The 15590-nt window shown below is 36.2% G+C and carries 9 protein-coding genes and 1 pseudogene; all 10 read left to right on the top strand.

The features are described from left to right. Window positions 1-905 (top strand): O-antigen translocase (locus ACJAT0_RS09655; RefSeq protein ID WP_415181482.1); only part of this gene is annotated, 905 nt, incomplete at its 5' end. Window positions 906-1420: 515 nt separating this feature from the next. Next, complete coding sequence (locus ACJAT0_RS09660) at window positions 1421-2188, top strand: exonuclease domain-containing protein (RefSeq protein ID WP_415181483.1); 768 nt, start codon at window positions 1421-1423, stop codon at window positions 2186-2188. 133 nt (window positions 2189-2321) lie between these two features. Continuing rightward, window positions 2322-5099, top strand: a complete 2778-nt coding sequence (locus ACJAT0_RS09665) for a triple tyrosine motif-containing protein (protein WP_415181484.1) — start codon at window positions 2322-2324, stop codon at window positions 5097-5099. 298 nt (window positions 5100-5397) lie between these two features. After that, window positions 5398-8637, top strand: a complete 3240-nt coding sequence (locus tag ACJAT0_RS09670) for a glycoside hydrolase family 2 TIM barrel-domain containing protein (protein ID WP_415181485.1) — start codon at window positions 5398-5400, stop codon at window positions 8635-8637. Window positions 8638-8648: 11 nt separating this feature from the next. Beyond that, window positions 8649-10070 carry a glycosyl hydrolase family 16 gene (locus ACJAT0_RS09675; RefSeq protein WP_415181486.1) on the top strand — a complete coding sequence of 474 codons (1422 nt, stop codon included), beginning with the start codon at window positions 8649-8651 and terminating at the stop codon, window positions 10068-10070. A gap of 33 nt (window positions 10071-10103) precedes the next feature. Then, window positions 10104-10958, top strand: a complete 855-nt coding sequence (locus ACJAT0_RS09680) for a family 16 glycosylhydrolase (RefSeq protein WP_415181487.1) — start codon at window positions 10104-10106, stop codon at window positions 10956-10958. Window positions 10959-11050: 92 nt separating this feature from the next. Next, entirely contained in the window at window positions 11051-11824 is a 774-nt protein-coding gene (locus ACJAT0_RS09685) for a PKD domain-containing protein (RefSeq protein ID WP_415181488.1), read from the top strand. Window positions 11825-11986: 162 nt separating this feature from the next. Further along, on the top strand, window positions 11987-13399 hold the full coding sequence (locus tag ACJAT0_RS09690; protein ID WP_415181489.1) for a glycosyl hydrolase family 16: 1413 nt from the start codon (window positions 11987-11989) through the stop codon (window positions 13397-13399). Window positions 13400-13450: 51 nt separating this feature from the next. Then, the gene (locus ACJAT0_RS09695) at window positions 13451-14281 is read left to right on the top strand and encodes a family 16 glycosylhydrolase (RefSeq protein ID WP_415181490.1); all 831 of its coding nucleotides are present in this window, start codon (window positions 13451-13453) and stop codon (window positions 14279-14281) included. A 139-nt stretch (window positions 14282-14420) separates the two neighbouring features. Continuing rightward, window positions 14421-15590: pseudogene (locus tag ACJAT0_RS09700) on the top strand (hypothetical protein); the annotation flags it as partial.

The raw sequence follows: 15590 nt of genomic DNA on the forward strand, positions 1-15590 counted from the left end.
CACTTTCATTACCTTTTTATGTAGTATTTGTATTCTTAACAAGTCTTTTACAGGGCTTTGAATGGTATAAAAAGTTTATTATTCTCAATATCATTATTAGCGTTCTGGTTTTTGGAGTATCCGTCGTGCTGGTGTATCAATATAACCTTACAGGTGCTTTATATTCTTTAGTTTTAGTTCCTTTCTTACAAGCTGTGGCAGCATTATTCTATTTGTTTTTACAAAAAGAGAAACCTGTGCCACTTAAGGATTTGTTCAGTTTTCACTTTGATAGGACAACAAGCCGTCAGTTGCTCAAATACAGTATCATGGCGTTGGTAAGTGCTTTATTGATTCCGTTAGTGAATATTTTAGTGAGAGATCAAGTACGAGTTGAGGTGAGTGATGAAGCAGCTGGATGGTGGGAAGCCGTGGTGCGCATTTCTAGTTATTACATGCTTTTTGTGACCAGTCTTATTAGTCTATATGTATTGCCTAGTTTGAGTAAGGACAGCAGTCATAGGAATTATAGATCTACGATATGGAATTTTTATAAGACCATATTGCCACTTGTTGTAGTTGGTTTAATAGCTGTTTATTTTTCTAGAAATTTAATAATTTCAATTTTATTCACAGAAGAGTTTGAAGACTCCAGCAGACTCTTCAAATGGCAATTGCTAGGTGATTTTATTAAAATCGTAACGACAGTAATGGCGTTTAGATTTATCGCAATGAATGATTTATGGCGCTATTTGATTGCAGAGGTATTGAGCATCCTGTCTTTCTACCTATTTTCTCTTTATCTGATTCCAACTTATCAGGAGCAAGGGGTGGTAATGGCTTACTTAGGCAATTATTTATTTTATTTAGCCTTGTTGCTTGTGATCTTGCGCAAAGAACTTTTTAGTAAAGCAGCCCTACTTTAAATTCGCCTCGGAAAGACTTCGTTTTATCTATTTAATAATAGGCGCAGCTGTTTTATCAGTCAAGCTGTTTTCTTTTGGAGTAACAACCGCCGCATACGCATGGGTAGTGTCCGTATTTTAAGTGGCTTCATTTATCAAAGGTCTACTTTAGTTTTGCAGAATTTGTTTTAATCACAGGTTGGTTTACACGACGTCTAAAATCTTCACTTTTTACAATAAAAAACAGATCAACATCTTGATTAGCTGTATGTCATTCTATATAAACAGTGCTTCTTCGTTTCTCGCGTATGGTCATATCGATACCTTTAGGAGAGCGCTGGAATGGATGGATAAAAAGTACTAGAAAAAGGCAACTTATAAGCTTTATAATTTTTTTTAATAAAAGCATTCCAATTTTACGCGCAGCTAGTGAGCACCAACCTATATTTGTAAACTTAGTTATTTAATGTTTTGGTGTTTGTGGTTATTCCGCTTTCGCGAAAGCAGATGTTTTATAAATCCTTTGACAACTTATTATGAATTTACAGCTCAACAGACCTATTTGCTTTTTTGATCTCGAAACAACAGGTATTAATATTTCTAAAGATAGAATCGTTGAGATTTCTATACATAAGGTTTTTCCTAATGGTGAGGAAAAGACGTATACGTTTAAAGTAAACCCTACGGTACCTATTCCTGCGGCAACCACTGCTGTGCACGGTATTACGGACGATATGATAAAGGAGGAACCTACTTTTAAACAAAGAGCTCATGAGATACATAATATAATCAAAGATTCGGACCTTGCTGGTTTTAATTCTAACAGATTTGATATTCCTTTATTAGCTGAAGAAATGTTGCGTGCGGGAATAGACTTCGATATGGGAAACCGCAATGCCATAGATGTCCAAAATATTTTTCATAAAATGGAGCAACGTACTCTAGTTGCTGCCTATAAATTTTATTGTCAAAAGGATCTTACTGATGCTCACAGTGCTGAAGCTGATACCATTGCTACTTATGAAGTACTCAAAGGACAGTTGGATCGTTACCCAGAATTGGATAATGATATGAAATCCTTAGCTGAGTTTTCTACTCGCAGAAAGCCGGTAGACTTTGCTGGTATGCTGGCCTTTAATGATGCTGGTGAAGAGTGTTTTAATTTTGGTAAACACAAAGGGAAACGTATAGTGGATGTATTGGAAAAAGAACCTGGGTATTACAGCTGGATTCAGAATGCAGACTTTCCGTTATATACAAAGAAAGTGCTTACTGCGATAAAGCTAAGAGGCTTTAATAATTAGTTTCTGTAGAGGTTCGTAAAATAACTTACTCTTTTTTAACTATTGATATACAGCATTTTGCATTTTTCACTAGTATGGTTTGTTACAAATATGATGTGTTATTTTTACCTATATTTGAGTAAAGAGACATCTATTGAAAACATTAGTTTACTTATTCATTTTCACCACAGCATTTTTTGCGATTAGCCAAGAGCTGCCCGCGCTTAATAATTACGAACCATCTCTATACGGTGCAGGTAATCAAAATTGGATGGTTTCTGAGTCTGAGGATCATTTTATTTACGTAGCAAATAACAAAGGCCTTCTTGAGTATGACGGTTCCCATTGGACGTTGTATAAAACTCCAAATGAGAGCATTATGAGATCTGTTAAGGCTCAAGGAGATCGTGTCTATACCGGGTGTTACATGGATTTTGGGTACTGGTTGCGAGATGATACCGGTCAATTAAATTACACCTCGATTGTTAAGGACTCTGATTTTAAGCTACAAGAAGACGAACAATTCTGGAATATTATTGTTAAAAACGATTATGTTCTTTTTCAATCATTATCCAGAATTTATTCTTACGATATTGAAACTGGAAGCATAACACAAATTGCCGAACAAACAGAGATTAATAAGTTTTTTCAAGTAGGGGATTCCTATTTTTATCATGTTTTAGGGGTTGGATTGTATCAAATTGTGAATAAAAAGCCACAATTGAAGGGTTTTTCAGACTTTTTTATAGAGGAGACTGTTGTATTGATGTTCGAACATGAAACTAAAGTGTACCTCATCACCCAAGATGCAAATATTTACATATATAAAAATGGTAGTGTAACTTTAGTTGGTTCCTCTGACTTTCATAAAAAAGTAACTGTTTACAGTGCTGCATTATTAACGAACAACGTTCTTTTATTGGGAACTATTGCAAATGGAGTAATTTCTATGAACCTTGATGGAACGGTTAATTACTCCTTGAATCAAGCTGATGGCTTAATAAATAATACTTGTCTATCCATTTATGAGGACAGTGCAAAAAATGTTTGGCTTGCCTTAGACAACGGTATAAGCTCTATAAATATAGACTCACCCTATAAAATTTATAGTGACAAAAACGGGAATTTAGGAACCGTATACGCCTCTTATCAAAAAGATGATATTCTATATTTAGGAACAAATCAAGGGCTCTTTTATAAAAAACATCTTGATGAAAATTTCATTTTTGTTGATGGGACTCAGGGTCAAGTCTGGTCTGTCAACGAACTCAACGGCACGGTATTTTGTACCCATCATCTAGGAGTTTTTATTTTAAATGGCACAACAGCCCAAAAATTGGATGATACTATTGGCACTTGGCAATTACAAATGCTTCCTAATCATAGCGATATGATTCTAGCAGGCACTTATAAAGGACTTCAAGTGTTGTCTAAATTAAATGGACAATGGCAGTTTAGGAACAAAATAGATGGGTTTAAAATTAGCTCTAAAGACGTTATTGCTTATAAAGACTTTATTTATGTAAATCACGAGTATAAAGGTGTATTCAAGATAACTCTAGATAAAGAGTTTAAAAAGTTAGAAAAATTAGAGAAGTTAGAAAAATTAGGAAAAGGAATTGGCTCTGATATTATAGAATTTAGCGGCAAACTATTTTTTTCTAAAAGAGATGGGATTTATGTAAAATTGAGTTCTAGCAATGAATTTATAAAAGATCCAGATTTGAGTAAATTAGTTTCACACGAGCAATACACATCTGGAACGTTTATTAAGAATGATGGCTATTTATGGTTGTTTAATAATAGTAATGTCCATAAAATCAATATTGAAGATATCAATGGAAGCTACAACCTAGAGAGTATACCACTAAGTTACGAGCTTAGAAAAGAAAAGATAGGTTATGAAAATTTAACCAAGGTAGGTCCTAAAAAGTATTTGATAGGAACCTCTTATGGGTACACAACAATAAATCAAAATTATGAGGATACTAAAGCTCATAACGTTTACATCAATAATGTGTATCACCTTGATAAAAACATCACTACAAATTTGAGTTTGAATAATCCTTCACAAATACCCTTTCAAAATAATAATTTGCAAATTGATTATTCATCGCGTTTATATCAAACCTTAAGTACGGTAGAATTTCAGTACCGTCTTTTAGGACAAAATGAAGAATGGAGCCAGTGGAGTCAAATTAATAATACGAAGTTTGAAAATCTATCTTATGGAGATTATACGTTTGAAGTACGTTCTAAAGTAAACGCCATAGTATCTGATAATGTCGACTCTGTGGGCTTTACCATTGCAAGACCTGGGTATCTTACTAACTTTGCAATAGGTATATATATTGTTCTTTTAGTCTTCATCATTATGGCACTTAATGGTTTTTATATTTGGTATTTTAAAAAGCAAAAGAAAAGTGCTTTACAAAAACAGCAAAAGGAATTGGAGCTTAAAAATCTTACTAATGAAAAAAATTTGGTAGAATTACGTAATGCTAAACTAAGAAGTGACATAGAACATAGAAATAAAGAACTAGCCATTTCTACTATGGCTATGATTAAGAAAAATGAAACACTTAGCGAACTAAAGGATGAGCTTGATAACTTACCTAAAACACCAGAGTCTAAATCCTTAAAAAAGATGTTAGATAAAAATTTAAATAGCAAACAAGATTGGCTCACTTTTGAAGAAGCATTTAATAATGCCGACAAAGATTTTTTCAAGAAAATAAAAGAATTACACCCATCTTTAAGCTCGGGAGATTTGAGGTTATGTGTGTATTTAAGACTTAATTTATCTTCTAAAGAGATAGCTCCTCTTCTAAATATATCACCTCGTAGTGTTGAAATTAAACGATATCGTTTGCGTAAAAAACTAGCTTTATCTCGCGATGATAGCTTAACAAGTTACATTGTTGAGATTTAAAAGGGTTGCACATATCCGTGCATTACCTCAACAATACCACATCATTTTTTATGCCTCTAAAGTATTTTTGTCGAATCACTATTTAAAGTGGTCTGTTTACTAGATATTTATACTTTTATTGATATATTTTCAACTATTCTTAATATATTAAGTGGTGTATGATTTTTGTTGTAGCCTATTGTGAGTTTTGAAATAATTCTAATTTTATATTTATACCTTAAAATTGTGTAGTCGTTTTTATTCGTTACAAATGATTATTAAGTTTTACAATTTTATGTTTTTAAATCTCATTTAATTTATGAAGAATTTTCATTTAACTATCGTACTGTCTTTTTTTATATTTCTTGGTTTCTCTCAAAATCAACAAGTTTCTATTTTAGATAACGCTAACGGTCAAACACTTATAGTAGACGGTAAACCGTTTATTATTAATGGCATGAATTGGGATTACATACCTATTGGACAAAATTATTCTTATAATTTTTGGGCGCAACCCGACGATTTTATCAAGGCTGCCTTGGATACTGAGATGGGCTTACTGAAAAATATGGGTGTGAATACGATACGCGTGTACACAGGTATGCCACCTAAGTGGGTTCAACATATTTACCAAAATTATGGTATTTATACCATGATCAACCACGCATTTGGTCGTTATGGTTTAACCCTAGACGGCACGTGGATGGCAAATACAGAATATTCAGATCCAAGGGCTAGAGGCTTTCTTTTAAAGGAAGCTACAGATATGATGAATGAGTTTAAAGATACTCCTGGTTTATTAATGTTCATGCTGGGTAATGAAAATAATTATGGATTATCTTGGGGTGGTGCAGAAACTGAAGATATTCCTATTGAAACGGAAGGTACGGTAATCGCCCGAGCTCGATCGATGTATAAACTTATGAACGAGGCAATACTTTTGATGAAAAAAATTGATACAAGACATCCTATTGCTGTTTGTAATGGAGATTTGTTGTATTTAGATTTAGTTGCTGAACATTTAAAAGACATGGATATTTATGCTACAAATATGTACCGTGGCGTGTCTTTTAGCGATGCCTTTGATCGAGTGAAAAAGGAATTAGGAAAACCGATCATGTTTTCAGAATTTGGTTCTGATGCGTTTAATGCATTAAACAATAAGGAGGATCAAAAAATGCAGGCTTATTACATGGTAAATAACTGGAAAGAAATTTATCAAAATGCTGCTGGTCTCGGTAAGGCTGGTAATTCTTTAGGAGGGTTTACATTCCAGTTCAGTGACGGTTGGTGGAAAAGAGGACAAACAGAAGATTTAGATATTCACAATTCAGAAGCAAGTTGGATGAGTGGCGGCTATTCACTGGATACAGATGGTGTTTCGAAAAACATGAATGAAGAGTGGTTTGGTATTTGTGCTAAAGGGCCTTCTAATGAAAGAGGACTTTATGATCTTTATCCTCGTGCGGCTTATTACGCGTTAAAAGAAGTACATCAATTAGACCCTTATACTGGCAGTAAAACTTTTGAATTTGTCACTAATTATTTTGATAATATTCAGTTAATGGATGCTGTACTTAGAGCAAGAGGTGATAAAGCGGCATTAGATGGCGGTAGTAATAACAAAATACGATTAAGCAACCTACGAGCTGAATTCACAACATTTAATACAGGAGGCAGCCTTGTTTCCACCCCTGACAACGCAGATCCAGACAATCCTCTGTATCCTGATCAGTTAGGTTTCGATCGTATGGAATCTTATTTTGTTGGAGTAGAAGGGAATCCTTCACCTAACATGAGAGCTGAGATAAACTTTAACATACTTGGTAATGTAGCACAGAATCCTATCGACGAGATCTTTTATGAAAACAGAGGACGTCCTCAACAAGTGGAAACTCCAGACGGTACCGTAGAGTTAAGAGATGTAAATAGAGTTCAAGTGTACAACGCATCTTATGAATGGAATACAAAAGATTTTGATATCAGAGGTTTTTATAGATCAGGCCATTATCACTGGGGTTATGAAGGGGATTTCTTTGGTTTATATCCTGAAACTAATTATGGACCCAATCTAGATATTTATGGGGGAGAAACACTTGGACTTGAAATAGATGGAAAAAATGATTTTGCGGGATTAAAGGCTGCTTTTGGGCCGCAATTATGGTGGGGAGCAAATCCCACCGCACTACTTAAGTATTCTCGTACTATTAAAAATTTCAATATTACTGGAATTTATCACAGGGATTTACAAACAGAAATTCAAAAAGACGAAAATGGCGTACGCATTTTAGACCAAAATCAGGTACGTAGTGGTATTATTCCTGCATTTCCGACAGAGAGAGCTACGCTAGTTGTGGAAAGAGACTTAGGTAAATTTGGATTTACCTTAGGTGGTATATGGGGTGGGAGTCCTTTAAATGGACTTAATTTTGAGACTGTGGGAGAATTAGCACCTCGAGGCTATATAGTTGAAGGGCAAGTTGTTCCTGATGGCACTAAATTTGCTGTTGAAGACAAAATTCAGTCTTCAGATAATTGGGGTGGAAAAGCCAAAATGACCTATGAAGGTGGGAAGGTTAATGCTTACATGCAAGGTGGAGTTATGGGACTTGTTGCCAACGGAGGGGCAGATGCTACACAAACCTTTACTGGATGGAAGTTAAAAGATAATGGCAGCGGGAACCAATCTAATTTTTTAGCGGGTATGACCTATTCTATCGGTAATTGGCAAATAGCTCCTAACTTCTTATGGCAAAAACCTCTTGTGGCTGCTGAAGATGTAAATTCCACGGTAATCAGAGGATATCAGGATGGTCCTGAATTTCTGTCAAATCCAGCACTGAGAAACGTTATCGATGATCCCTTTGCAGTAAGAGGGAATAGAGAAACTTCAGCTGGAGAGATCTTGTTCACCTATGACCCTACACCAGGAACTTGGATGTATCAATGGGATAATGATAGAACTGAAGATGCAAAATTTGCTATGAGCGCAGGATTTGTATACCGTCATTTACCGACAACTCAAGACGCAGCTATTGGTTTTGGAGCAGATCGTAATTTTCTTAGATTTCCTAACTCTGCACCAGCACTTGATTTATATGAAGCACATACACGTATTGTTTCAAAACTACATCCTAATTTAGGAATTATAGGTAACTTCTACTATGGTAATGGCCAGGGTAATGGAGCTGATCCTAGAGAAATAAAACGTTTCGGTGGTGATATAAGAGCTATTTATAAATCAATTAAAGCCACTGCACAAGTGAAAGTTAATGATTGGGGGCCATTTGACTACTACAGAGACTTTAACATCACATTCCCTATGCAATTAATGCTGGATGTTTCCACTACTTTGGGGAAACCAGATTGGTTTATTTTACCTAGTACTACTGTAGGTGTAAGAGGGACATGGAGGTCCCTTGATGCTAATTCAGGAGGAAGATTTGGTCCTAATGCAGCTGCTGAATTTGCAAGCGAGCCTACTATAAGTCCAGTAGGATTTCCTAACGGAACGGAGTGGGAAATCAGAACCTATGTTCATATTAACATAGGTAACTAAATATAAGAGAAATGAAAAATATAAAACTCAGTTTTTTCAAGAACTTAAGCCTTGTATTTCTGACACTAGCTTTAATCATTGGTTGCGAACGAGAGATCTCCGATGACTCTGTTTTAGCAACTTTTCCTAGTACGGGTGACGTTTTTATAGATAATCCTGTAAATCTTACGGATGATTTTTTCATTTCTTTCGATCCAGCTGAAGGAGCTAACACTGAAGGTTTTGGTACTGATAATAATGTGGTCTATGCAGGGACGAGCTCTATACGTATAGACGTCCCAGCTCCCAACGACCCGAATGGTGGATTTATAGGGGGTATTTTTAAAGATCGTGATGAGGGACGAGACCTCACGGGCTACGATGCATTAACCTTCTGGGCAAAAGGATCTTTAACAGCAACAATAGGTTTAGTTGGTTTTGGTACTGATTTTATAGATGATAAGTATGCGGTAAGTAGAGAAAACATTCAGCTTTCTACTGATTGGAGGAAATACACCATTCCAATTCCAAACGCCTCAAGACTGGTTCAAGAAAAAGGAATGTTTATTTTTTCTGCGGGTACTCAAAGTACTAACGGTTTTGGGTATACGTTATGGATCGATGAGCTTAAATTTGAAAACCTAGGTACCATTGCACAACCACATCCTATTATTTTAGATGGTCAAGACCTAGTTCAACAATCATTTACAGGCTCATCTATTTCGATTTCTGGATTAACACAAACTTATAATATAGAATCAGGTGAGAATGTAACTGTTCGGTCAGCGCCTTCTTATTTTGATTTCGCATCCTCTGATACAAGTGTCGCTACTGTTAATGAATTAGGTGTGGTTTCTGTTGTTGGTTCTGGTTCGGCTTTAATTACCGCAACTATGGGTAGTGTTTTAGCAACTGGTTCCTTAGAATTAACCGCTACTGGCGCTTTACCAATTGCGCCTGTTCCAACACTGGCAGCATCCAATGTAAAATCTATATTTAGCGATGAATATACCGACGAAACTACGAGTGATTACACACCAGATTTTGGTGGATCTACCACACAGGCTGCAGTAGTCACTGCTAATAACGACTCTGTTTTAATTTACTCCAATAATAATTTTACAGGAATCATTTTTGATAATACGGTAGATGCATCTGTTTTGTCTTTTATGCATGTGGATGTATATGCGCAGCAAGCAGGAGTTCAAGTTGAATTTCAAATTAGAGATATTGGTGCTAATGGAGTGATCAATACCAATATTTTTACGGGACAACCTGAAGGAGATGATACAGATAAAAGATTTACAGCTTCTGGCTTAACAGTTAACGGCTGGAATTCTTTTGATATTCCGTTGAATGCTGGTATTCTCAACCAAAAAAATAATTTAGGAGCAATTATTTTAGCTGGAGGACCTAATTTTATATTGGATAATATTTACTTCTATATTCCTTAAAAAGGCCAATGAACGATGTCAAATAAAAGAACAATGAATAATATATCTAAGAAGAGAATTATAAAAATTGTAGGTAGGTCATTTGGACTAATATCATTTTTAATGATCGCTAGCTGTGACCCAGATGAAACACAAAGAGTTGCCACATTTGATAATTTAGTAATGCAAGACGAGTTTGATACAGAAGGTGCTCCCAACCGTGCTTTGTGGACTTACGATATAGGAACAGGACCCAGTAACGATGGTTGGGGTAATAATGAGTTACAATATTACACCGATAGAACGGAAAACGTAACCGTAGAAAACGGATACCTTTTATTAACCGCTAAGGAAGAATCATTTAGTGGATCTAGTTATACATCAGCTAGAATTACTTCTCAAGGTCTTTTTGAGCAAGCGTATGGAAGGTTTGAAGCTCGTATTAGAGTTCCCTATGGAAAGGGGTATTGGCCAGCTTTTTGGTTGCTGGGAAATGATTGTGCGCAAAATGTTTGGCCACAATGTGGTGAAATAGATATTATGGAGCATTTAGGAGATCAACCAACAACTATTTTTGGTAGTGCTCACGGTCCAGGGTTTTCTGCAGGAGACGCTATTACGAAAGAATATGTTTTAGCAAACGATAGATTTGATACAGGTTTTCATGTGTTTGGTATAGAGTGGGCGCCAGATTATATCAATTATTATGTGGACGATGTATTGTACCAACAAATTACTAAGGAAGATGTTTTAGAGGAAACTAATGGCAGGGGAGAATGGGTTTTTGATCATCCGTTTTATATCATTCTTAACGTTGCCATAGGTGGAAATCTGGCAGGAGCACCAAATGCAGAAACTGTTTTTCCTCAAACAATGTTAGTGGACTACGTAAGAGTATACCAAAAATAGATCAGGTCAAGAATCTTTAGCGAATTTCGTAGGCATAATTTTAAATGGGATTTTTAAACATAAAATCATTTGACTTTTAAAAAATTAATAAAATGATAAAAACAATAAAATGTTGTAGAGCAATAGCTGTCCTATTTATCAGCATAGCTTTTATAGGTTGCAGTGAAGATGATGTCCTTGTGCGACAAGAATTATCTGCAGGCTTTACTCAAACTATGAACCAGAATACGGGTACAGTAACTTTTATCAATACATCTACAAAGGCAAATTCTTATGCGTGGGATTTTGGAGACGGGACTTTTTCTACATTAATTAATCCTATTAAAACTTATAGCGCAGGAGGTTCCTACGTTGTGGTACTCCAAGTCAGTAATGACAACGGTGCAATAGCTCGTTTTGAAGATACTATACAAATCGACGAATTGTTTGATGGTGGACTGTTGATTAATGGTGACTTTGAAAACGGAGTTCATCCTTGGATCCAAGGTGTTGATGATAATAATCCTGCGGCAGTTGTCACTTTTGCCGGTAATACATATTACCAAGTAAACATAACCAACCCTAATTCAAATCAGCCGTTTCTAGTGAATTTAAGCCAAAAAGTAGAAATTACTCAAGGCCTTACCTACCTACTAACTTTTGACGCTTGGTCAGATCGCAATAGAGATATCATATCAGGAATAGGATTAAGCGGTGGAACATTTGCTAATAACAGTCAGCCTGTCAGCATCACGGACACACAACAACAATATCAGTTAACTTTAATTGCAACAAATTTTGGTGCTATGGATGCTCGAGTCTTATTTGATTCTAATGGAGAAGCGGGATTGGTCAATATTGATAATGTAACATTAACGGTACAGTAGAAATAGTTCTTAAAATACTAAACAATCGGTAACCTTTAATGAATTCGATTGGGGATTATCAATAGCGGTATACAAGTTTTTTATAGTTATCAGACTTGCAAATAGGGGTCCTGTTTTAAAGATTATAGCTAAATGTCTCTTGTGTTTTTAATTTAAAAAAAAATGAAAAATAGAAAAATAACTTTTTATAAAATATCTATCACACTTTTTGTTGTGTTTATGATAGCAGTAAGCTGCGAGAGAGATTTGTCAGATGACGCTGTGCCAGCGACTTTTTCAAAAACAGGAGAGATTTACACAGACGGTTTTGTAAGTATGGGAAGTGACTTCTATTTACCTTTTGCAGGTTCTAAGCCAGATGCGTTTTCAGTGGATGAGCAAGTGGGTTATCAAAGTAATTCTTCCATACGTATCGATGTGCCTAACGCGGTTGATCCTACTGGGAATTATGCTGGGGCAATTCTTCGTGTAGATGGTGCTGGAAGAGATTTATCCGGCTTTAATGCGCTAACATTTTGGGTGAAAGCTTCTCGAGGAGTTAGTGTTGACGCTTTTGGTTTTGGTCAAGACTTTTTAGAAGATAAATATCAAGTCACTGCCAACAATATAAATGTAGGTACGAACTGGTCTAAAGTGACCATACCTATTCCAGACCCATCAAAATTAGTGGAGGAGCGTGGGGCCTTCTGGTATGCGATGGGAACTCAAGGTACTGGAGGTTCAGGATATATTGTTTGGATGGATGATATTAAGTATGAAAACCTCGCCACTGTAGCCCAGCCTCGACCTGCTATTTCCAACGGCGATGATGCCACTACCAGCTCCTTTATAGGAGTTAATTTAGCGGTTACTGGATTAATAGAAACATTCAATCTAGCTTCTGGATTAGAACAAACTATTACAGTCGCTCCTAGCTATTTTGATTTTACAGCTTCTGATTCTAACGTCGCGTCTGTTGATTCGTTAGGTAACATTGCTGTAGCGGCTGCAGGAACATCAGTGGTTACGGCAACACTTGCGGGGATGGATGCGGCTGGTTCTTTAACGATTAATTCACGAGGGAATTTTCAATTACCAACCCCACCGACTAGAAACCCTAATAACGTCATTTCTGTTTTTAGTGATGTGTATACTAATGTTCCTGTAGACTATTATAATGGATTTTGGCTTCCTGGCTCCTCTACTGGATCTGCTGATTTTTCAGTGAATGGAGACAATATTTTAAATTATACCAATTTTAATTATGTGGGTACTCAAACGGCTAATCCTTTAGTGGATGCATCGAATATGACGATGGTGCACTTTGACCTGTATATTCCAGGACCGGTGCCTAACAATTTTGACTTTTTGATATCTATAGAAGATTGGGGTCCTAATGGGGTCGATAATGGTGGAGATGATTCTAGACAACAAATATTTGTGCGTCGCAATCAAGTAGTAGCTGACAGCTGGATCAGTGTCGATGCTCCTTTAACTCTAATTAACAGGAATAATATTGGACTCATCATCTATGAAAATATTAATTTTTCTTCATTGAGAAATTTTTACCTCGATAATGTATACTACTACAACTAGTCATTAGACACTAATAATTCATCAAAAAAAATAATAAATATCACACTTCAAATGATACATACTAAGTTAATAATTCGTTTTGGGCTTCTAGTCGCTTTTGTGATGGTAACCCTAAGTTGTGACCCAGATGATAAACAACAAGTAACGACAAAAAATAATCTTGTATGGCAAGATGAATTTAGTGTAGATGGTGCTCTTGATCCTTTAATATGGGGTGCTGATATAGGAAACGGCGACGCAGAAGGAATACCTGGATGGGGAAATGGGGAACGCCAATACTATACAGACCGTCCAGAAAACATGGTGGTTGAAAATGGGGTACTTAAAATTACAGCTCTTAAAGAATCGTTTCAAGGTTCTGATTATACATCGGCTAGAATTCTTACAAAAGGAAAGTACCAAAAAAAATTCGGTCGTTTTGAGGCCAGAATAAAGCTTCCTTGGGGACAAGGATTGTGGCCAGCGTTTTGGATGTTAGGGGATGATAATAATGGGGAGCAAGCATGGCCGCAAATAGGTGAAATTGACATTATGGAGTACCGCGGTCAGGAACCAACCGTAGTGCACGGTAGTATGCATGGTCCTGGTTATTCAGGAGGTCAGGCGGTTACTAAACAATATGATTTAATTACTGATAGGTTAGATACCGATTTTCATGTTTATGGGATAGAATGGGGTCCAGGTTATGTCAACTATTATATTGACGATGTCCTTTATAATCAAATTACGCGGGAAGATGTTAGTGGCGACTGGGTGTTTGATGACAATGAGTTTTACATCATCATGAACCTTGCTGTCGGAGGCACATTTGTAGGCGCCCCAGGTTTACATACGGTTTATCCACAAACCATGTATATAGACTATGTGCGCGTATATCAATAACCCTGCACAAAAAAAATAATTTTAATAAACACTACTGTAATTCCTGCGCTTTCGCGAAAGCGTAATAACCATTTAACTATTTAAAGCCTTTAGACCTAAAGTCGTTTAAAGGAAATTATAAAGAATTATAAATTTACCAATGAACAAAAATTCTACATACCTAGGGAACCAAAAAGCTGCTTTTGATCAAAGTAAGGTGAAAGGTGAACTTGTTGATTTTGAAAACGAAAAATATTATAAAATAAGCAACCACGATGCCATGCGCCCATTTTTTATGAGCATAGTAAGTGATTCCAACCACTGGATGTTTGTCTCCAGCAATGGTGGCCTAACTGCAGGGCGTAAAAACAGCGATTCGGCGATTTTCCCTTATTACACAGATGATAAGATTACGGAGTCCAATGATATTACGGGTAGTAAAACAATCATAAGAGTGCACAACAAGGACCGTGATTTATTATGGGAGCCTTTTTCAAATAGATATACCGGTATTTATAAAATTACTCGCAATCTCTATAAAAATGCTATCGGAAACAAGTTGGTTTTTGAAGAGATCAACCACGATTTAAACCTTACCTACAGATACCATTGGAATTCCAGTGATAGTTACGGTTTTATCAAAAAATCTGAGTTGATTAATGAAGGCTCTGATTCTTTACAAATGACTGTGTTGGATGGTTTGCAAAATATGCTGCCAGCAAATGTAGGAGAAGATTTACAAAAGGCATCAAGTAACCTAGTGGACGCGTACAAAAGGTCTGAACTTAAGCAAGAAGCGGGGATTGGAATTATAGCTTTAAGTGCGGTAATAGTTGATAAGGCAGAGCCTAGTGAAGCGCTTAAAGCAAACATAGCCTGGTCGTTAGGCGTAGATAATCCTACTTACCTATTGTCTAGCCTTCAGTTAGATGATTTCAGAAAAGGAATAACCGTACAACAGGAAACTGATGTTAAGGCAGCAAAAGGAGCTTATTTTACTGTTTCAGAAATCCAACTCAGTGCGAGAGATACTAAAGTATGGTACACCCTTGCAGATGTCAACCAAAATATCGTTAGCATCAACGATATTTCCAACCAGATTCAGACCGATGCACATCTTGTAGAAAAGATTCAAAAAGACATAGAATTAGGTTCTCAAAAATTAGTAGCGCTTATAGCTGCATCAGACGGTTTGCAATTAACAGCAGACCCGTTAACTAACAATCGCCATTTTGCAAATACCATGTTCAATATTATGCGTGGTGGAATTTTTGATAACAACTACGTAATTGAAAAGCAAGACTTCTTAGAGTATTTAGAAGCCGCAAAT

Source organism: Nonlabens sp., assembly GCF_047636915.1.
Taxonomy (GTDB): Bacteria; Bacteroidota; Bacteroidia; order Flavobacteriales; family Flavobacteriaceae; genus Nonlabens.